At 34.6% G+C, this 22,049-nt stretch carries 17 protein-coding genes; 15 read left to right on the forward strand and 2 right to left on the reverse strand.

Going from position 1 to position 22,049, the window contains the following annotated elements:
- Positions 1 to 66: 66 nt before the first annotated feature.
- The 9 genes from GKZ88_RS10165 (at position 67) to GKZ88_RS10205 (ending at position 8,702) form a co-directional block, all read left to right on the forward strand.
- Entirely contained in the window at positions 67 to 303 is a 237-nt protein-coding gene (locus GKZ88_RS10165; protein WP_133526791.1) for a hypothetical protein, read from the forward strand.
- Positions 290 to 670 carry a YchJ family metal-binding protein gene (locus GKZ88_RS10170; RefSeq protein WP_155102266.1) on the forward strand — a complete coding sequence of 127 codons (381 nt, stop codon included), beginning with the start codon at positions 290 to 292 and terminating at the stop codon, positions 668 to 670. Before GKZ88_RS10165 ends, GKZ88_RS10170 begins: the two co-directional genes overlap by 14 nt.
- A 107-nt stretch (positions 671 to 777) precedes the next feature.
- Complete coding sequence (locus tag GKZ88_RS10175) at positions 778 to 1,896, forward strand: VWA domain-containing protein (protein ID WP_155102267.1); 1,119 nt, start codon at positions 778 to 780, stop codon at positions 1,894 to 1,896.
- 155 nt (positions 1,897 to 2,051) lie between these two features.
- Positions 2,052 to 3,515 carry an AAA family ATPase gene (locus tag GKZ88_RS10180; protein WP_155102268.1) on the forward strand — a complete coding sequence of 488 codons (1,464 nt, stop codon included), beginning with the start codon at positions 2,052 to 2,054 and terminating at the stop codon, positions 3,513 to 3,515.
- Positions 3,516 to 3,663: 148 nt separating this feature from the next.
- A complete protein-coding gene (locus GKZ88_RS10185; RefSeq protein ID WP_035650916.1) occupies positions 3,664 to 4,257 on the forward strand; it encodes a 2OG-Fe(II) oxygenase in 594 nt (197 codons plus the stop codon).
- 56 nt (positions 4,258 to 4,313) lie between these two features.
- Entirely contained in the window at positions 4,314 to 4,694 is a 381-nt protein-coding gene (locus GKZ88_RS10190; protein ID WP_155102269.1) for a hypothetical protein, read from the forward strand.
- Positions 4,695 to 4,739: 45 nt separating this feature from the next.
- The gene (locus GKZ88_RS10195) at positions 4,740 to 5,594 is read left to right on the forward strand and encodes a DMT family transporter (protein WP_155102270.1); all 855 of its coding nucleotides are present in this window, start codon (positions 4,740 to 4,742) and stop codon (positions 5,592 to 5,594) included.
- 446 nt (positions 5,595 to 6,040) lie between these two features.
- Complete coding sequence (locus GKZ88_RS10200) at positions 6,041 to 7,327, forward strand: Glu/Leu/Phe/Val dehydrogenase (RefSeq protein WP_196216470.1); 1,287 nt, start codon at positions 6,041 to 6,043, stop codon at positions 7,325 to 7,327.
- A 151-nt stretch (positions 7,328 to 7,478) separates the two neighbouring features.
- Positions 7,479 to 8,702: a sterol desaturase family protein gene (locus GKZ88_RS10205; RefSeq protein ID WP_155102271.1), complete on the forward strand. Its 1,224-nt coding sequence runs from the start codon at positions 7,479 to 7,481 to the stop codon at positions 8,700 to 8,702.
- 180 nt (positions 8,703 to 8,882) lie between these two features.
- Here GKZ88_RS10205 and GKZ88_RS10210 read toward each other — a convergent pair whose 3' ends face one another.
- A complete protein-coding gene (locus GKZ88_RS10210; protein ID WP_155102272.1) occupies positions 8,883 to 10,481 on the reverse strand; it encodes a DUF6377 domain-containing protein in 1,599 nt (532 codons plus the stop codon).
- A gap of 484 nt (positions 10,482 to 10,965) precedes the next feature.
- Here GKZ88_RS10210 and GKZ88_RS10215 point away from each other — a divergent pair, with 484 nt between their 5' ends.
- The 6 genes from GKZ88_RS10215 to GKZ88_RS10240 all read left to right on the forward strand — a co-directional run bounded on the left by GKZ88_RS10215 (position 10,966) and on the right by GKZ88_RS10240 (position 20,626).
- Complete coding sequence (locus tag GKZ88_RS10215) at positions 10,966 to 11,493, forward strand: DUF5004 domain-containing protein (protein WP_155102273.1); 528 nt, start codon at positions 10,966 to 10,968, stop codon at positions 11,491 to 11,493.
- 1 nt (position 11,494) lies between these two features.
- On the forward strand, positions 11,495 to 12,577 hold the full coding sequence (locus tag GKZ88_RS10220; protein ID WP_155102274.1) for a hypothetical protein: 1,083 nt from the start codon (positions 11,495 to 11,497) through the stop codon (positions 12,575 to 12,577).
- A 29-nt stretch (positions 12,578 to 12,606) separates the two neighbouring features.
- The gene (locus tag GKZ88_RS10225) at positions 12,607 to 15,621 is read left to right on the forward strand and encodes a TonB-dependent receptor (RefSeq protein WP_155102275.1); all 3,015 of its coding nucleotides are present in this window, start codon (positions 12,607 to 12,609) and stop codon (positions 15,619 to 15,621) included.
- A gap of 25 nt (positions 15,622 to 15,646) precedes the next feature.
- Entirely contained in the window at positions 15,647 to 17,149 is a 1,503-nt protein-coding gene (locus GKZ88_RS10230; RefSeq protein WP_155102276.1) for a RagB/SusD family nutrient uptake outer membrane protein, read from the forward strand.
- A 185-nt stretch (positions 17,150 to 17,334) separates the two neighbouring features.
- On the forward strand, positions 17,335 to 18,582 hold the full coding sequence (locus tag GKZ88_RS10235) for a glycoside hydrolase family 71/99-like protein (protein ID WP_155102277.1): 1,248 nt from the start codon (positions 17,335 to 17,337) through the stop codon (positions 18,580 to 18,582).
- Positions 18,583 to 18,607: 25 nt separating this feature from the next.
- Positions 18,608 to 20,626: a glycoside hydrolase family 97 protein gene (locus GKZ88_RS10240; protein ID WP_155102278.1), complete on the forward strand. Its 2,019-nt coding sequence runs from the start codon at positions 18,608 to 18,610 to the stop codon at positions 20,624 to 20,626.
- Positions 20,627 to 20,885: 259 nt separating this feature from the next.
- Here the strand turns inward: GKZ88_RS10240 and GKZ88_RS10245 are convergent, their stop codons facing one another.
- Entirely contained in the window at positions 20,886 to 21,794 is a 909-nt protein-coding gene (locus GKZ88_RS10245) for a hypothetical protein (protein WP_155102279.1), read from the reverse strand.
- Between the last annotated feature and the right edge of the window lie 255 nt (positions 21,795 to 22,049).

Genomic DNA, 22,049 nt, shown 5'->3' on the forward strand with positions numbered 1-22,049 from the left:
TTCATGTTGAACGTTTCAAGTTGTTGGAACGAAAACCTGAAACTTGAAACCTGAAACAAAATAACAATGAATACAAAATTTGAAACTTTAAAAGCAAACGTTCAGGAAATTATTGATTTGATTGCTGCAAAAAACGAGAGAGAAGCTAATAATAAATTGCTTGAAGTAAGCGATGAATTAGACGAAATGCTGGATCATGCTGAAGAAGATGAAGAACTTAGAGAAATCAGCAGATATCAGGTTTTGCTGAATCAGCTGCATGTAAAAATTAACGGAGAAGAGCAGGTTGATGGCGACGCATAAATGTTTTTGCGATACAGGTTTACTGTTCGAAAACTGCTGTGGATTATATCTTCAGAAAAATCAAAAAGCACCAACCGCTTTGGCGTTAATGCGCTCCAGATATTCGGCTTATGCAACTCATAATGCCGATTATCTTTTAGAAACAACTTATATTTCAGAAAGAAAATATTATTCGCAAGCTGAAATTTTAAAATGGGCAACGGCCAATAAATGGCAAAAATTAGAAATTCTGAGTTTTACTGAAAACACAGTAGAGTTTAAAGCTTATTTTTTAGATTCAAATCAAAAACCGCAGACACATTACGAATTTTCAACTTTTAAATTTGAAAATGGCGCATGGTTTTATGTCGACGGAAAGTTTGAATAATTGACAAGAAATACCTTTCTTTTAGGAGGTTTTCTTGAAATACTTTAACTAAAAATTAATAAACGTTTCTTTTTCCGTAATTCTAAAAAAACGTAATTTTAAAAATTATGAAAAACGAATTTAAAAAAGGTTTTTATTTTAAGTCGTACGAAGCCCCGTTTCAGTCTCCGTTTGAAAAGCTTTTTGGTATTTTTAAAGAGCTTATCACCCATACTTCGGGTGATTTTGACGAAGCGATCGACTGGCTCCGTGAATTGGATAAAGAATATAAACTTACCGACGAGAACTACACAATTGATGATTTTATTGAAGATTTAAAAAAGAAAGGTTACATAAAAGACGAAGTCAAACAAGACGGCTCGAATGGTTTTGGAATTACTGCAAAAACAGAACGTGCGATTCGCCAGCAGGCTTTAGATCAGATTTTTGGAAATCTAAAACGCTCCGGAAACGGAAACCACAAAACAAAACATGCCGGAAATGGAGATGAACATACCGGAGAATTTCGCGAATTTAACTTTGGCGATGGTCTAGAACGAATTTCATTGACAGAAAGTCTTCGAAATGCTCAAATTAATAATGGCGTAGAAAGTTTTATGCTGACCGAAAATGATTTGGTTGTCGAAGAAACGCAGTACAAAGCACAAATGAGTACCGTTTTGATGATCGATATCAGCCACAGTATGATTTTGTACGGAGAAGACAGAATTACTCCGGCAAAGAAAGTTGCAATGGCTTTGGCGGAATTAATCACAACGCGCTATCCAAAAGATACACTTGATATTTTAGTTTTCGGAAATGACGCCTGGACAATCCCAATTAAAGATTTGCCTTATCTGCAAGTAGGTCCTTATCATACCAATACGGTTGCCGGACTTCAATTAGCAATGGATATTTTGCGAAGAAAACGGAATACCAACAAACAGATTTTCATGATTACCGATGGAAAGCCAAGCTGTGTACGCGAGCGCGATGGTTCGTATTATATGAACAGCAACGGTCTTGATGAGTATATTGTAGACAAATGTTATACACAGGCACAGCAAGCTAGAAAATTACACATTCCGATTACGACTTTCATGATTGCAAACGATCCCTATTTACAGCGATTTGTGAATCATTTTACAGAAGCCAATCAAGGAAAAGCATTTTATACCGGAATAAAAGGTCTCGGTGAAATGATTTTTGAAGATTATGAAACGAATAGGAAGAAGAGAATTAAATAAAGGTTCTAAGTTGCTAAGATTCTAAGAGGCTAAGGTTTCTTTTGGCACGTACCAAAATCGTAGAGACGCACAGCAGTGCGTCTAACACAAAGTATGACGCAACGTTTATTATCTGCAAAAAATAAAACAATAACACAATCGATATTTCAATAAAAATGGAAATAACTACTATAAAAACATTAGGCCAATTAAAAGCCTCGGGATATAAAAGCATCAGTATAAAAGATGAATTGCGAAATAATCTTCGCGAAAAAATAAAATCAGGAAAACCTGTTTTTGAAGGCGTTCACGGTTTTGAAAATACCGTTATTCCCGAATTAGAACGTGCGATTCTTTCTCGTCACAATATCAATTTATTAGGGCTCCGCGGACAAGCCAAAACACGTTTGGCGCGTAAAATGGTCGAATTATTAGATGAATATATTCCGTATGTTTCTGGTTCAGAAATTAATGATGATCCACTAAATCCGATTTCACGTTTTGCCAAAGATTTAATTGATGAAAAAGGCGATGAAACTCCAATTTCTTGGCTGCACAGAAACGAGCGTTTCTTCGAAAAACTAGCAACACCAGATGTTACGGTAGCCGATTTAATTGGTGACGTTGATCCAATAAAAGCAGCAAATTTAAAATTATCATATGCTGATGACCGCGTAATTCATTTCGGAATGATTCCGAGAGCAAATAGAAGCATTTTTGTTATCAATGAATTACCAGATTTACAAGCCAGAATTCAGGTTGCGCTTTTTAATATCTTGCAGGAAGGCGACATTCAAATTAGAGGCTTTAAATTGAGAATGCCTCTCGATATGCAGTTCATTTTTACAGCAAATCCGGAAGATTATACGAACAGAGGAAGTATTGTAACACCTCTAAAAGATAGAATTGGTTCACAAATCTTGACGCATTATCCTGAAACAGTTGAAATAGCAAGAACAATTACTGAACAGGAAGCAAAATTGGACGAAAATCAAAGCGATATTGTTTATGTACCAAGTTTGGCAAGAGATATTTTAGAGCAAATTAGTTTTGAGGCCCGCGAAAGTGAATATATCGATAATAAAAGCGGTGTAAGTGCCAGAATGAGTATTACAGCTTTTGAGAATTTAATAAGTACCGCAGAACGACGCGCATTAAAATCGGGAGTGGATAAAACAGTTTTGAGACTATCCGATTTTATGGGAATTATTCCGGCGATTACCGGAAAAGTCGAATTGGTTTATGAAGGAGAGCAGGAGGGAGCGGCTGTTGTAGCGCAGTATTTAATTGGCTCAGCAATCAGAACTTTGTTTCCGACACTTTTCCCTAAAATAGAGAAATTAGAAAAACCAGGAGAAAAAACACCTTATTCTGATTTAATAGAATGGTTTTTTGCGGAAAGCGGTTTTGAATTATTAGATGATGCATCAGACGCAGCATACCAAGGAATTTTAGACGAAGTTACACCGTTAGATATTCTGCTTAAAAAATATCAGCCTGAATTGGATAAAAAAGATCAATATTTTGTGAAAGAATTTGTTTTATGGGCTTTAGTCGAATATAAAAAACTGAGCAAAGACCGTTTTGCAACCGGACATCAGTTTAAAGATATGTACGGAAGTTATATTAGTAAATTGTAGATAATTATAAATTGATAATTGTAATTCTTAAACCCGACAGGTTTTAAAACCTGTCGGGTTTTTATTTATTTAAAAATAAACCAATTACCAATTTTAATTAGTCTACCTTGCCACGTTGGCTGTATTTGCAGTTTTTCCCAAAAAAGAAATGGATGATAGTTTCGAAGACTTAATAGCAAGTTATATAGAGAATAAAATTGGAATATCAGAACGTTTTATGAGTGATGCTTTAGCAGATAATCTCAAACAAAATTTAATCAATTTAAATAATGAAAGCCTGCTATTGACAGCAGGAATAGGGAATTCTGAGAAGTTTGCCCTAGACGGAACCATTAGAAAGGATGTAATTTACTGGCTGGATAAAAAGCATAATAATGTTTTCGAAAATGAGTTTTTTGACATAATTGATGCTTTCGTACTCTATTTAAACGAAAGTTGTTTTGCCGGAATTACGGGTTACGAGTTTCATTATTCTTTATACGAAAAAGGCGATTTTTATTTGAAACATCTCGATCAATTCAAAAATAATTCGAGCCGTAAATACTCAATGATCAGTTATCTGAATAGTAATTGGAAAGAAAGTGATGGCGGAGAATTAATGATTCACCAAAACAAAAGTCAGCAGAAAATTTCGCCAGTTCAAGGCAAAACGGTTTTCTTTAAAAGTAATGAATTGGTTCATGAAGTATTAGTGACTCAAAATACCCGAATGAGCATTACCGGCTGGTTAAAAAGTGATTAAATTTTTCACATTAAAATATCTAAATAACTATTTTTGATTTCAAATAAGGAGTTAAAATGACTAGTAAATATATTTTAAAGCTTAATAATGAAATTATTGGTTATACAAAATTTGAATTTTCTGATGTTCCAATGGGAGTAATTCATGGAAAACTTATATTGGAAGGAATTGAATCTCCCTATAATTTTTTTAAAGACCATTGTACTAAATTTGATGTTCATATAAATTCAGATTATCTCGAAGATGAATTTATTGCTACTGTTATAATACCTCAATTAGAAGTATTTCTAGAAAATGGTGAAAAGTTGAAAGGCTGGGGCGGATCAATTTCTGGCCTTGGAAAAGATGATTTTGAAATCCAATTTTGTGGAATTACTTCTGAAGTAATGCAAACCGTATTTAATCACCATTTTGTGAAATATTATAGTGAAGAATAAAACTTCATATAGATAAACCTTATTTTTGCAGTCAAAATTCAATTTATGTTATTTCTAGTTTTAAGTATTCTATGCAGTGTTACAGTTGGTGTAATTTTTAAAATAACCCGAAAATACAATGCTGATTCTGTTCAAATTATTACTTTCAATTATTTAATGGCATTGATATTATGCTATTTTACTTTTAGCCCAGATAGTACTGCAGTTCATACAGATGCACCTTGGAACATATATATTGCAGTTGGTGTTTTGCTTCCAATAGTTTTTCTGTTTTTGTTTTCTTCTATAAAACATATGGGAATCGTAAAAACCGATGCTGCACAGCGATTGTCTCTTTTTATTCCAATAATTGCTGCTTGGCTAATTTTTAAAGAAGAATTCAACTCGTATAAAGTCATTGGCTTGATAATAGGGTTTATAGCGCTTTTATTCATCTTAAAAAAGCAAACCGGAAACGATCAGAACAAATGGATTTATCCGTTTATTGTTTTTTTAGGGTTTGGAATTATAGATATACTTTTTAAACAAATTGCTCTTTATACAATTTTGCCTTACACAACTTCTTTATTTGTTGTTTTTAATATTGCGTTGGCAGTTTCTCTTATAATTGTGATTTATCATTTAGTCCAAAAGAAAGCAAAGCTTCAGTCAAAAAATATATTATTTGGTGCTTTGGTGGGAATCTTCAATTTCGGAAATATATTATTTTATTTAAAAGCGCATAAAGCATTTTCTGAAAATCCATCAACAGTTTTTGCCGGAATGAATATTGGCGTTATTGTTTTAGGAAGTCTTGTTGGTCTGCTTTTTTTCAAGGAAAAACTCTCCAAAATTAACTTCGCGGGTATCTTTTTAGCGCTAATTGCTATAGTTTTTATTGTTTTTTCACAATTAAACTAAATTTTTTTAATACTATAAAACCTTAATTTACAGCTGTTTTTGAATTATTCAGAAAAGTTTTTAAAATTAACTCGACTAATTCGATAGAATTTATAAAATATATTTATAAATTTGTCCTAACAATGAAAAACTATATTCTAAATATCATCCCGTTTATGTACAGCTTGACGATGTGCTGTATGTTAAACCATGCGATGAAATGGCGTTAATAGAGAAAGTACTTGTTAGTTATTTTTTTTTTTAGCCTTTCATGCACCAATGAAAGGCTTTTTTTTAGAACTGTTAATAACCTATTATATGAGATCAAATAGAAATACAAATATTATGATGCATTGCTGTCTGATGAAAATTCCGTGTTGTACTTGCAGTTACTGCCGAATTTATTTCACGATACAATAATGCGATGTTCCCAAATCAAATAAACTAAATAATTAAAGTATAAAACTATGAGTTCAGAAATTATAAAACAGAATCCGTTTCAATCGATGATTGATCGTTTTAATATAGCAGCCGACATTCTTAATTTAGATGAATCATTAAGGCTGAAACTGCAGCGTCCTGAAAAACAAATTGTGGTCAATTTTTCGATTACATTAGATAATGGAAAAGAGCAGAATTTTGAAGGATACCGCGTGATTCATAATACGGCATTAGGTCCATCAAAAGGTGGAATCAGGTATGATACCGCAGTAAATCTTGATGAAGTCAAAGCGCTTGCCGCGTGGATGACCTGGAAATCTGCCGTGACCGGAATTCCTTTTGGAGGAGCAAAAGGCGGTATTATTTGTGATCCTAGAACGCTTTCTAAAACAGAATTAGAAAGAATTACAAGAGCGTATACAAAAGCGTTAGCAGATATTTTTGGACCAGAAAAAGATGTTCCTGCACCAGATATGGGAACTGGGCCTGACGAAATGGGCTGGCTGATGGATGAATTTTCGATAGTTCACGGAAAAACAATTCACGCTGTTGTAACCGGAAAACACTTGCATTCAGGCGGCTCTTTAGGAAGGGTAGAAGCAACGGGAAGAGGTGTGAGCATTATTACATTATTGGCACTTCAAAAATTAAAATTAAGACCCGCGAGATCAACAGTTGCGATTCAAGGTTTTGGAAATGTTGGTCTGCATTCGGCCTTATTTTTATTCGAAAAAGGATTAAAAGTTGTTGCTGTAAGTGATGTTTCGGAAGCGTTTTATAATCCTGAAGGCATCAATATTCCAGAATTGATTTTATATTATAATTTGAATAACAAAAGCATAAAAGGATATCCAAATTCGGTTGCTATTAAGCATGAAGAATTATTGCTTTTAGATGTTGATGTCCTAATTCCGGCGGCAAAAGAAGATGTAATCACGCAGAAAAATGCGGCCGCTATTCGTGCCAAAATTATTGTAGAAGGCGCAAACGGACCTGTTTCATCTGATGCTGATAAAATTTTGCATGAAAATAATGTTCTGGTTGTTCCAGATATTTTAGCAAATGCCGGCGGTGTTACAGTTTCTTATTTTGAGTGGCTTCAGAATTCACTTTTAGAATCTTGGAGAATTCATCAGATCAATAAGCGTTTAGAAGATATTTTAGAAAAAGGTTTTGAAACTGTTTTTAGAACGGCTTTAAAACATAATGTTACACCAAGAATTGCGGCTTACATTCTTGCTTTGCAAAAAGTAGCAGATACGCAGTCTGTTAAAGAAGTAGCTTTAGAAGCTCCAAAATTCAAACAAAATTAGAAATGGGTTCTATAAAAGATAAAGATCATTTTCGAAAGTTACTATCATTTTGAAAAAGTAAAAAATGAGATGATTTTTGTAAATATCTTTATCTTTAATTTTATAACGAATTGTATTTTAGTTTTATAAGAATAAAAAGAAATTTAAAAAAATGGAACACATTAATTTTCTTGCTTTCGCAATGCCTGCTTTTTTTCTGTTTTTGTTTTTAGAATATAAGTTGGCGCAGCACAAAAAAAGACCAGAAATTTTTAACTACGAAAGTTCAGTTTCAAATATTAGTATTGGTATTGCAGAGCGTTTAATTAATTTATTTATTGCAGCTAGTTTTTATCAGCTGTATTATTTTATTTATAACAATTACAGGCTTTTTGATATTCCGAGTAATGTATTTGTTTGGCTGGCGCTTATTCTCGCAACAGATTTCGTTTGGTACTGGTACCATCGATTGGGACATGAGGTCAACTTTTTCTGGGCAGCACACATTGTGCACCATCACAGCGAGGAATTTAATTTCACAGCAGCAGCCAGAATTACCACTTTTCAAGCAATAGTCAGAACTGGTTTTTGGTGTATACTTCCTTTTGTTGGCTTTCATCCGGGAATGGTTATTACCATGCTGATTGTACATGGAGCTTATTCATTTTTTACGCATACACAGGTTATTGGCCGAATAAAATGGCTGGAATATGTTTTTGTAACGCCTTCTGTTCATGGCGTACATCACGCTTCTGACGAAAAATATCTGGATAAAAACTATGGTGATATGTTTACGTTTTGGGATCGTATTTTTGGAACTTTTCAGGAAGAAGAAGAAAAACCTAAATACGGTTTGACACATCCGTTAAAAAGCTATAGTTTTCTTTGGCAGCATTTTCATTATTATTTTGAAATTTATGAACTATGGAAACGCTCAAAAGGTTTTAAAGCGCGCTGGAAAGCCGTTTTTGGAAGTCCCGCGCATATGGATCAGGACATTCGGCCAACATTAGAAAAACGTTTTTTACAGGATAAAAGCAATCCGCATCAGCGTCTTCGATTTCGTAATTATCTTTACATTCAACTCGGAATCTGTACTTTAATTTTAACTGCTTTTACTTATTATTTTGATTTGTTAAGTACACTCGACAAAGTTTTTGTTTTGTCAGTTATCATAATTACACTAATCAATTGCGGCGCATTGCTAGAACAGCGAAAATGGATTTATTACCTGGAGTATGCCCGAATTTTTATGATTACAACTTTCTTTTTGTATGAAGAGAATTTGACGGTGTTTTTCTTTATTCCGCTTGCTGTGATGATTTTTGCTGAGCAATTGTTTTCGCTAAGCAAATATTATCAAAATATGATTTTGCAGTTAGAGACAGTTGAATAGAAAATGATTTTTTAAGATTTAGTTTGTCATTCCGAGGAACGAGGAATCTCCGCAAGTAACTCCTCAAAGAGAATCCAATCTTTGTAGAGCTTCTCGCGGAGATTCCTCGTTCCTCGGAATGACAAGATTGCGTAAAAAACTTAGAATCTTAGTCCCTTAGAACCTTAGTATCTCAGGACCTTAGATAGTTTTTATCGCCATAATTTTCTCCTCAAAAGTATCTTTAAAGTCTGATTTGCTTTTAATTCTGGTTTTGTAGGTATAAATGGTAGCTACAGAAAGTTCCAGAAATTCTGCCATTTGATTGCTGTCCTGAATTCCCAATCGGTAGAGCGCAAAAATTCTTAGTTCAGTATTTAAAAGTTCTCCTTTTTTGACAATGCATTTATGATCATTCGGAAACAAATGATTAAAATCGGTTACAAAAGTAGGGAACAGTTTAAGGAAAATTTCGTCAAACTGATGAAACAGATTTTCGCGTTCTTCTTTGACATTATAGCGCTTTAAACTCGCGATAACTTCGTCTGTTTTTTTGGTAATAATTTTATGAAGCGTGCTTTTTTGAATGTGATCAATCTTATTAATGAATGCTGAAGTTGCCTTAATAAAATATGTAATATATTCTTCTTTAATAGCATTTGCTTCGCTTAAACTAATGTTCATTTCCTGAAGCTGTGCATACGAAGAAGCCATTATTTTTCTGGCTTTGTTTCTTTCTTTTAATTGTTTGAAGATAATAACCGAAAACAAAACAATTATGAAAGTCAATATGGTAAGCAGAATAATGATTTTTTCCAGCTTGTCATTTTTATCTTTTACGTTGTTTAATTGCGCTTTTTCAATAATGGGCAAAATAGACGAAATCTCAATTTTTCGATGTCTTGCGTTGTAAAAAGTCGCGTCATCCATTGCAATATTGATATATTCATTGGCCTTGTCCAAATAACCCATTTTAAAGAGTTCATTGGCTAAATTTCGAAGTGCGACAGTTTCTTTTGTAGCATTTTTGACATCCGCGATTGCAGCAAGCGCGAGATACTGAATAGCTTTTTTGGTATAACCTCTTTCCGAATAAATGTACCCAAGACTTGAGGTCGCAATACCATAATAATCAGGTGGAAGATTGTAATTATTGATCCAATAGCTGAATGCAAATTCGGCACCGCGCCAGTCCTGCTGTTTTAATCTTTTCAGACTTTCTGCGGCCCAATATTCGTTTGTATTGGTTCCAATTAATTCTAAAGCCTTTTTTAAGAAATGATTTCCCTGCTGTACATAATGAATGTTAAACCGCTGATCTTTATTGTAATCGGCTAAATCGTAATACGCGCGGGCTTTGATATTATAGTATTCAAATTTGTTTTTTATATCCAGTTTTTGGTCATCAATAACATTTAAAGTATCAATGGCTTCTTTAAATAATCCCGATGACAAAAGCACAAAACCTTCTTTAATTCGGCTTTTAGCCAAATATTTTGGGTCTTTTAAAACGATGGCTTTGATTTTTGCTTCTTCTAAATAATAATAAGCGGAGTCGTATTTAAACGATTTATATTCATCAAACAATGACATATAGGTATTATAAAGCTGTTCATTGTTTTGACTGACCGTAAATTTTGACACATTTCTTTTTAAAGCTTCAATTTTTCGATATTTCTGTTTTAAGTAAATATCTTTTTTAAGAAGCACTTTATCTAATTCCTCTAAAACAGGATTTGTCTCTTTCGCAGTTAGAGAAAAACCTGCAATAAAAAAACATAGAATGAAAATTCTCTGCATGGTTTGTTTTGGTTTAGGGTAAAAAAAAAATCTTTTTTGGTTGTCGAGTTAATTCGTTTTTTAATTCGGGATAAGCTTGAGTGCTGCTGATTAAAGCGCTTTCAGAATTTTGAAACTTCCTTTAAATAAAAGCTTTAAAAGCAAGTTCTGAATTCAAAAATAAGATATAAATGTTAAAAGCGGTCTAATTATTTGCAATTATACAATAAAAACCAGTTATATATATGCATAGTGAAAAAAATATCCACTTTAATTTTCATATTGTCATATTTACCATTAAATAAGCAGGTCTTTTCATCTAAACAGCATCTTGATTTTTTGAATTATAAAAATAATATAAATTATTGATTTTCAATTAATTAAATAGGGTATTCTTTCAATTTCATCTTGATTTTTCTCAGATATTTTTTTTTAGATTTATTTAACATCTAGTTTCGTTCTGTCTTTTATAAGACAAAAAAACTAACAAACAAACCACAAATTTATGAGATGTAAAAGTATTTATTGGTTAGCTGTTGTTTTGGGTTTAATGGCCACAGGCTGTGATAATACCGACGACGGAAGCTACGTTGATCCGATTACCCTTTATGAGAAACTAAATGGAAATTGGGGATTAACAAACTTGAAAATGGTTGATGAGGTTGCGAAAGCAAACAAAGTCGAACCTAACGAAGAAAACTTGAGTACGTACTTTAATTACGAGGATTTTAAAATTAAATTCAATGTAGACGAAAAGAACCAGCCAACAAGTTATGAAGTAACAGGAAATGTTCCTCCTTTATTTGCACCAAAAGGCTACTGGGCGCTTAGTTCAGATTTTCAGCCAACAAATCTGGGTGCAACAAAAATCTATTTGTTCAATGATGCTCAAAAAACACAAAAAACAGATGAGCTTAAATTATCATCGGTTCCAGGAAGCAGTGACGAATTAGAATTCCAATTAGTTCATTCCTCTGGAGGTTCGCCATTCGTGTCTTACGTGTTTAAATTAACTGCTATTAATAAAAAGTAATATGAAAAAGTTTATATATACAATTTTACTTGCCCTTTTGATGGCTCCTAATTTCATTCAGGCGCAAGACGCAGCCGGAGCCGTAGGCAGTATGTCATCCTATCCTGTTGTGTACAAATATGATGAAAAAGTAACTTGGTACTTTGATCTTTCGGGAACCACTTTTGCGGAGACGGAAGATGTTTATATCTGGATTTGGTCTCCATCAGAACCAGATGCAGGACATTGGGAAAACTCATCTGATTTTGCAAAACTAAAATATGAGGGAAATAAAATCTGGAGTTTTACTTTAACGCCAACACTTTATTTTTCTAAAACGCCAGAAGAAATTGCTGCAAGTGCGGGATTTTGGTTTCGTTTGAAAAACAAAAATGGATCAAAACAAAGTGACGTTGCCAATATGCCGTATACTGATTTTTCTTCATTTTATACTGCAAACGAATTGATCAGATCCTATCCAACAAAACCTTTAATCGATAAACCGGTTAGTATTTTATTTAACTCTAATTTAAAAGATGGTTTTGCAGGTGTTCCTAGTGTGCATTTTCATTCAGGATTAAACAATTGGGCCGTTTTGCAGGAATATCAGGCATGGCTTCCAGATGTATCTGAAAAAACAAAATTAAAAGATCTTGGAAATGGCTTTTATAGAATGGATTTGATTCCACAGGAATATTACAATCCGCCAGCAGGTTTTGTTATGGAAAATATTACTTTCCTGATGGTAGCAAAAGATTGGACAACAAATTCTGGAGACCAAATTATTTATGCAGGAGAATTTATTCCGCCGCCGCCGCCAAGTTTCAGCTTTTTTCCAACAGTTATCAGCCAAAAAGATTTCCTTGGAATGTCTAGAAAAAACAATGAGCCTGGTGTAAACAAACTGCTTTATACCATTACTGCAGGCAGCAAAACATTTTCTGGCGAGTTTTCAGGAGGAACAGCTGAGATAAAAGGATTTGTCAATTTAGTTTCAGAGCTAAATGGTGTTCAAGGTTTGAATGAGATTCATGTTTTGGTAAAAGACAACAAAGACAAAACAATCTCTGATACCAAAATTCCTCTTAAAACTTTAGACAAATAATTCACTATCAAATTAAAACATCAATTCTAATGAATAGTAAAAATAAAAAAATAGTCCTGCATCAAATGTGGACTACTAAAACTGCAGTATTCATGATTTTCATGCTTTTTCTTTCGGCAGGAATGTTTGCTCAGGAAAAAAAGCAGGTATCAGGAACTGTGTATGACAATGCAGGCACTGTATTGCCGGGCGCTTCGGTAATTGAGGTGGGCACAAAAAATGCCACCACAACAGATTTTGACGGGAAATTTACTTTGATGGTAGCCGTAGGAGGTTCGATTGAAGTTTCTTTTATTGGATCAACAACTCAAAAAGTTCAAATCACTTCGGCAACAAAAAATATTGATGTTCGTTTACAAAACGACGGTTATCAATTAGCTGAAGTTCAGGTTGTAGCGGTAGGTTACGGAACGCAAAAGAAATCAGATTTGACCGGAGCAATTTCAACTGTAAAAGCAGATGATTTAGTAAAAGGAACCATTTCTTCTACAGAACAAGTTTTGCAGGGAAAAGTAGCAGGTTTAAATGTTATTCGCCCTTCAGGTGATCCTGCAGCAGGTTCAACATTGCGTCTTCGTGGTGGAACTTCATTAACAGCAAGCAACAGCCCATTAATTGTAGTGGATGGAATTGCTGGTGTTGATATCAACATTGTACAGCCTTCAGATATCAAAACAGTTGACGTTTTAAAAGATGCTTCAGCGACTGCTATTTACGGTTCTAGAGGAGCAAACGGAGTTATCATTATCACAACAAAATCGGGTACAAAAGGAGTTTCTGTTACGTATAGCGGTTTGTCAAGTATTGGTTATGTGAATGATAATTTAGATCTTTTATCAGCAAATCAATGGAGAAATTATGTTCGTACTACAGGAAATAAAGATGCTGTTGATTATGGTGCAAATACAAATTGGCAAAAAGCAATCGAGCAGACAGCCATTTCACAATCACACACTTTAACGATCAATTCCGGTAAAGCTGACAGCGGTTTTAGAACTTCACTTTCGTACTTAAATAACGAAGGGGTTATCAAAAATTCTGGTTTAGAAAGACTTAGCGGAAACGTTAGTGCTTATCAATATCTTGGAGAAAATAAAGATGTAAAATTTGACATGGGATTATTTGCCAACATCGACAAATGGAAACCAGTTGATTACAGAATTTTTGAATATGCTTATAACCTGAATCCAACAATTCCGGTTTATACGCCAACTGGAGAATTTTCATCTGTAGCGGGTAATCTTTACTACAATCCGGTTGAACTTTTGACAAACAGAACAGTTGATAATGAAAGACACAGACTTTTAGGTTATTTTAAAACAGAAGTTAAATTTTTGAATGATTTCTTGGCTGTTGCCAATATTTCTTTAGAACATAATGCAGTTAAAGGAGGCACTTATAAACCAAGTTATGCTGTTCTAGAAGGAATGACAGAAGGCGGTTATGCTCAAAGAACATACGCAGAATATACAAATGCACAAGGCGAACTTTATGTAAATTATAATAAAGTTATCGATAAACATACTATCAGCGCATTGGCAGGGTATTCTTATTTAGAGAACATTTACGAAGGTTTTGGAGCACAAAGAAGCGGGTTTGTAACTGATGCTTTCGGCTATAATAATTTAGGAGCTGGTTACAAATATCGTTTAGGTGATGTGTATTCGTATAAAGGAAAATCAAATTTGGTTTCATTTTATGCTCGTGCAAATTATTCGTATGACGGAAAATATTTGCTGACTGCAACGGTAAGAAGAGACGGTTCAAGCCGTTTTGGAGAAAACAATAAATGGGGAACTTTCCCGTCAGCTTCTGTGGCTTGGAAAATTTCTAACGAAGGATTTATGGATGCTACAAAAGGCTGGCTTGACAATTTGAAATTGAGAGTGGGTTATGGAGTAACCGGTAATCAAGACGGAATTGGAGAGTACAAATCACTTTCTATTCTAGGAGTTGGAAATGACAGTTACTACGATCCTGTTACAGGAACTTGGAGTTTGGCTTATTCGCCACAACAAAATCCAAATCCTGATTTGAAATGGGAGTCAACTAAACAATTAAATATTGGTTTTGATTTTACGCTTTTCAACAGAATTACGGGTTCATTTGAATGGTATTCTAAAAATACTGATGATTTATTATACACTTACGAAGTGCCTCAGCCTCCTTATTTAGTTGGAACGATGCTGGCAAACGTTGGTGAAATGTCAAACAAAGGAGTGGAACTTACTTTGAATGCCGACATTATTAAAGGATCAAAATTCAATTGGAATGCTAATTTGACACTTGGGCACAACGTTCAAAAAATCGAAAAACTTTCGAATCCAACTTATAAAACAGATGTTATTTACAGTGGTTCTTTACACGGTTTAGCAGGTATGTCTGGACAATATTCTCAAATTATTGCTGAGGGTTATCCTGTTGGAACTTTCTGGGGATTCAGAAATGCTGGTCTTGATTCGACTGGAAAAATACAATACTACAATGCAGCAGGAACTGTTGTTCCAGAAAGTGCTTTAGTAGATGCTGATAAAACAGATTTAGGAAATATTCAGCCAGATTTGACATTAGGTATTGGAATGAATTTTACATATGGAAATTTTGATCTTGGAATCAGCGGTTACGGAATGTTTGGCCAAAAAGCATTAAATGCAACAAACATGATGTTGAATGATCCAAACAGATTACCGGCTTACAATGTTCCAGATGATTTCTTAGGAAGCGGGATAACATCTTCTCCAAAATACTCAGATTACTGGATTGAAGATGCTTCTTTCTTCAGACTTCAGACCGTTTCTTTTGGTTATACGATGCCTCTTGGTTTGCAAAAAAAATCAAAACTTAGATTTTATTTAATGGGAGAAAATCTTGCTGTCTTCACAAGTTATAAAGGTGTTGATCCAGAGATTGGCTTAAATGCGCAAAACGGCGTAAACGGTGTCATTGATCAAACAGGTTTAGCATCTCCGGGTATCGACAGATATAATAACTATCCTAGACCAACAACAATCTCTGTTGGATTAAATTTTACGCTAAATAACTAAGCGAATTAACTCAAAAATAGAACAAATGAAAATCAAAATAACAGCAGCAATATTAATAAGCATGCTTTTTACGATATCATGTACAGATTTAAGTGAAGATTTATATGATAAAGTAGAAGATGGAAATTTTGGAAATACTCCAAAGGAAATTGATGCATTAGTTGGAGGGGCGTATTCTTCTCTAAGAGGATTCGCTGACGGAATTTCAAACAATTATCCAACTTGCGAATATGTATTCTTTTTAACTGAAACGGTTTCTGATGAAGCGACAATTCCGACCAGAGGTACAAACTGGTACGATGGCGGACAATATCAGGATGCACAAAAACATACTTGGAAAGCAGATAACCGAATGATTCTTTCGGCCTGGCGTTACAATTATACGGGAATTGCAAAGATCAACTCTATCATTTATCAAATCGATAAATCGTCTTTGACAGATAATGCAAAAGCGCCAATTTATGCTGAATTAAAAGCTTTGAGAGCTTATTATTACTATAATCTTTTAGATTTATTTGGAAATGTGCCAATCGTAACCAATTTTGAGGACACGTCGCTTCCATCAAATTCTACTAGAAAACAAGTGTATGATTTTGTTGAAAAGGAGCTTACAGATGCTATTCCGCATTTAAATTCAAATGTGGTGTATTCTAAAATGACAAAAAATGTGGCCTATTCTTTATTGGCTAGGTTGTATTTAAACTCTGAAGCTTTTATTGGAACTGCACGTTGGCAGGATTGTCTTAACATGTGCCAAAAAATTTCTGGTTACTCTTTGACGCCAGATTTCTTTGCCAATTTCGCAACAGAAAATCAAAAATCACCGGAAATCATTTTTGCAATTCCTTACGATTCAAAAGCAGGAACTGTTGGAAACTATATGAATTCAATGTCTTGTCATTACTTGCATAAATTGACTGTTTCTGCTACTGGAGATTATCCATGGAGCGCAAACGGAATGTGTGCACAGCCAGGAGTATTTTCTGCTTTTGATGATACTGACAAAAGAAAAAAATGTATGGTTGCCGGAGATCAAATTAATAAAGCGACAGGACAAGTTATCGTTATGGATAACGGTGAAAAGTTGACTTATACTGAAGAAGTTACAAGTGTTGCTGATGCTAAAGAAAATCAAGGTGTCCGTTTAGGCAAATATGAAATGAAAGAAGGTGAAACTTGGGAACGTGATCACGATTTAGTTGTAATTCGTTATGCTGAAATTTTAATGATGCAGGCAGAATGTTACGTTCGTTTAGGCTCTCCAGATTTGGCAAAACCGTTCTTGCAGCAAGTAACAGCGCGTGCAGGTGAAGCAATGCCGGCAACAATTGATCTTCATTTTATTGATCAAGAATTGCTTAAGGAATTTACTTTTGAAGGAAGAAGAAGAACAGACAACATCCGTTTTGGAACATTTTTCTTAGCCTGGTGGGAAAAAGGAACTACAGAAAAATACAGAGCAATTTTCCCTATTCCAAGTACCGTTTTAACAACAAATAAAAACCTAAAACAGAATCCTGGGTATTAGGTTATTGAATGTCAGTCTTCCATGTTGGTTAGTCGTGGAAGGCTGACATATTTTTAAGTCAGTTGGCTTCTATAAAAAATATTTTAGCCACAGATTAAATGATTTTCACAGATTATTATATGATAAGAAATCCTTTTTAATCTTTTAATCTGTGGCAAAAAATATAAAAAACAAATTACATCAATATGAAAAGATATATCACCTTATTGTTTTTTGGAATAATGAACATTTTAGTCGCTTCTGGATGTAGCAGCAGTGATGACAAAGGTTCTGATAAACCAACCGAGCCTGAAACACTTGCACCAGTCGCGATTGAAAAAACAAACAGCACCAAAATATATGTTCATTATATGCCTTGGTTTGAAACCAATGAAAGCAGTGCCGATAAAAAATGGGGCTATCACTGGACAATGGCAAATAAAAATCCAAATAATATTGGAGCAAACAACCGCAGGGAAATTGCATCTTATTATTATCCGCTGATTGGGCCTTATCATTCGGGCGACAAAAATGTGATTGAAAATCATTTGTTATTGATGAAATATTCGGGAATTGATGGTGTTTTAATCGATTGGTACGGCACTTATGATGTGAACGATTACCGAATGGTAAAAGAAAATACAGAGCAGTTAATCGCCATGCTAAGTAAAGTTGGACTTGAATATGCGATTGTTTACGAAGATCGAGTTACAAAAAATGTAGTCGATGCAGGAAAAGCAATCTCTGTAACCAGCGCTGCAAAAACGGATTTAAGTTATATGCAGACCAATTATTTTTCTAATCCAAACTACATCAAAATAAACGGGAAACCATTATTGCTGAATTTCGGACCAATTGTATTGCAGACACCAGCCGAATGGACAAACATTTTTAGCACGTTATCTGCAAAACCAGCTTTCTTGACGCTTTGGGATCAATCTGTAGAAGCAGGAGATAATGCTTCTGGCGAATATTCATGGGTGTATAAAAACAGTACTTATTTAACGAATTGGTACACTAATACAAAACCAAAACTTTCGGTTGCAATGGGAAGTGCTTATCCTGGTTTTAAAGATTTTTATGCCGAAGGCGGAGGCGGAGCGGCAATTGGCTGGACAATTGAACACAATAATGGAGCAACACTTGATGAAACCCTTAATCTGGCTAAAAATGCAAACTTAAGCTATCTGCAATTGATTACGTGGAATGACTTTGGCGAAGGAACCATGTTTGAGCCGACAGTTGAATTTGGTTACAATTACATCGAAAAAGTGAAAACGTTTGCCGGCGTAAAAAACACCGAATCCTATTTTGCAGACATCAGCAAACTATATAACCTACGAGTAGAAAAGAAAGGCAATGCCGACGCTCAGAAAAAATTAGACCAGGCTTTTAATTATTTTGTTTCGATGCAGCCCGCAAAAGCAAAACAAGTAGTAAGCGAAATAAAATAACAGTTGTAATTAATACAATTAAATAATGAAAAACATAAGATATAGATACTGCCTGATTGCTTTAGCTTCAATGCTGATCTGCGCCTGCGGTACTAAAAAAACGACCTATAAAATAAGTTCTCCTGGAAAAAACACCGAATTAGTTTTTGAATTAACGCCTTCTGGACAGCCTGAATACAGTTTTACTTCTGGCGGAAAATCGGTGATTGAGCCTTCTTTGCTGGGTTTTGAGTTTCAAGGAATTCAAAAAATGACGGATGGTTTTGAAGTGGTTTCTACCGAAGAAAAAACATCTGATGAAACTTGGGAACAGCCTTGGGGAGAATTTAAAAAAGTAAGAGATCATCATAATGAATTAATTGTTCACTTGAAAGAAGCAAAAGGCGAGGAGCGTCTTGTAGATATTATTTTCAGAGTTTTTGATGATGGCGTAGGATTTCGTTATTCTTTTCCAAAACAGCCAAATTTGGGCACAGTGAAAATTTCGAATGAAGTTACGCAGTTTACTTTTAAATCAAATAATGATGTTTGGTGGATTCCTGTTCATCGCGAAAACAGTTATTATGAAAGCGAATACCGTAAAACGCCAATCAGTAAAACGGATACAATTAATACTCCGGCAACTTTTGAAACAAAAGAGAAATTGTATGTGGCAATTCACGAAGCTAACTTGACTGATTTTGCTTCAATGACACTTTTAAAAACAAGCGACAAACAATACAAAAGTGATTTAGTGCCTTGGGCAGATGGTGTAAAAGTATATGCTGAAACACCTTTTGTGACGCCTTGGAGAACCGTTGTGGTTGGAAAAACTCCTGGTGATGTTGCAACTTCAACCATTATGCTGAATTTAAATGAGCCTTCGAAAATTGAAGATCTTTCTTGGATTACACCATCAAAATATATCGGAATTTGGTGGGGAATGCATTTAGAAAAATTCACTTGGGGTCAAGGTCCAAAACACGGTGCTACAACAAAAAATACGAAAGAATATATTGATTTTGCTGCGAAAAACAATTTTGACGGCGTTCTGGTGGAAGGCTGGAACGAAGGCTGGGACGGAGACTGGACTGCCGACGGATCTGCATTTAGTTTCACAAAAGCATATCCCGATTTTAATTTGGAAGAAATTACAAAATATGCAGCCATAAAAAATGTCCGCTTAATTGGTCACCATGAAACGGCCGGCGCTTCAAAACATTATGAAAGCCAGCTTGAAGATGCTTTTAAATTGTATCAAAAAATGGGTGTCAATTCGGTTAAAACGGGCTATGTGAACAAATATCTGGATAAAAAAGAATGGCACGACAGTCAGTATGGAGCGCGTCATTATAGAAAAGTAATTGAAACGGCGGCTAAATATCATATCATGATCGATAATCATGAGCCAATGAAAGGAACGGGAATTCAGCGTACGTATCCAAACTTTATGTCGCAGGAAGGCGGGAGAGGACAGGAATATAATGCTTGGTCTGTTGATGGTGGCAATACACCACAGCATTTAACAACTTTGCCATTTACAAGAATGCTTTCAGGGCCTTTTGACTATACTCCCGGGAATTTTAATTTTGATTATAAAACACCTTCTGGAGCGAGAGTTCAAACCACTTTAGCAAATCAATTGGCCTTGTATGTGATTATTTTCAGTCCGTTGCAAATGGCTTCTGATTTGCCTGAAAATTATGTTGGCAAACCTGAATTTCAATTTATAAAAGATGTTCCTTGCACTTGGTCGGATACCAAAGTCTTGGATTCTAAAATTGGCGAATACACGACTATTGTTCGTAAAGATTGGGACGAGAAAAACTGGTATTTGGGTTCGATTACCAATAAAGAGGCAAGAGAATTAAAAGTAGAATTATCCTTTTTAGATGCCGGAAAAGAATATGAAGCAACAATTTATGCAGATGGAGCAGGAGCCGATTATAAAACAAATCCGTATCCGGTTACGATTTCAAAACAAAAAGTAAATAGTAAAAGTGTAATTAATATCAAATTGGCAGCTGGAGGGGGAACAACTATAAAATTCACTCCGTTAAATTAGTTGAGTTAGTAATAACTGCGTTTATTTTAGTTAAGTTTGAGCAGATGAGCCCGATTTCTTTCAGAAGATTTCGGGCTTGTTTTTGTTTCAAGTTTCAAGTTAACCGCAAAGCACGCAAAGTTTTTTTGTCAAGATTGTGTTCACAAACGCAAAGTTCGCAAAGCTTTGTGTAAAAAACTTTGCGAACTTTGCGTAATCCTTTGCGTGCTTTGCGGTAAAAAAAACTTAGAAACTTAGAATCTTAGCCTCTTAGCAACTTTTATTTATGAAGCTGAATATGTTTTCCAAAAGAATAAGTTAAAGCTATTGTCGGCCCGTTATAACCCCATTTAAAGAAACCATTTAGTCTTTCTTTTTCAGCATCAACTCTGATGTTTAAACCGGTGTATCCTGCTGTTATACTGAAATTTTTATACAAATTATATAATACAGAAAGGTTGTAACTCAAAATACGGCCGTCGATATCATTTATTTTTATGGCGAAGTAATTAAAGTTAGCATAAAGTCCCACTTTTTTGCCTAGTACAAATTCTCCCCAAACTCCAAGATCTGGCAATGGCGCAGTCACACCAAAATCATCACTAAAGGAAAGCTGCTGTGTTTGCCCTTCGAGACTCAGACCTACATCTACTAACATAACATGTGCACCTATTAAAGCACCTATTTCATATTTTGGTTTTGATACAAAAGCGTAACCGTAGTATATTCTAATAATCTGATTGTCTAGAAATGCTGAAACAGTTGCATTTACTGGATAGGTATGATCACCAAATTCTATATCTTTTTGAAGGACTTTTGTTGATTTTCTGTTCAAATAAAAATATTCAGAACCCAGTCTTGATCTTCTTGAAATGCGCCATTCAAAAGCAGCAGCAAATGACGTACTGCTTTTATTAAAACCGAGATCTTTTTCAAAATCGATCATATTTCCAAAATTACCATTATTGCTTCCTACTTCGACTTGTGTATTATTTACTGGAAAAAATGCTCCAGCTGTGAATTTAAAGCGTCGTGCATGCCAAGGCAAATCTTCTGGATCATAATTCTGAACTTCATCGGAGCTATTATGTATGGCGGGTAAAGTATCAGCTGGAATTTCGGCGGTGGTTTGTGCTTTTGCCGTAATCCAAAAGAGGCAAACTATCATAAAACAAATTAATTTTTTCATCGGATTTAATTTTAGAGTTTTTGATAAATTTTTAACACTTAAAGTTAACAAAAAAAATCATTCATTTCAGTTTTTACGGTTTATTATTTAGCTAATTCATTTGATTATCAGTTTAATATGAAAATAAGAGGTTTTATGATGGCCAAAATTTCTTTTGAAAATGGATGCCGCGTGAGGGATAGGAGCATGTTGCCGAAGCAACGCGGATAGCCCGACAGCATCCCGATAAGAGGGCGTATATGCGTGTAGTAATTT

Origin of the sequence: Flavobacterium sp. LC2016-01, assembly GCF_009711135.1 — a bacterium.
Lineage (GTDB): Bacteria > Bacteroidota > Bacteroidia > Flavobacteriales > Flavobacteriaceae > Flavobacterium.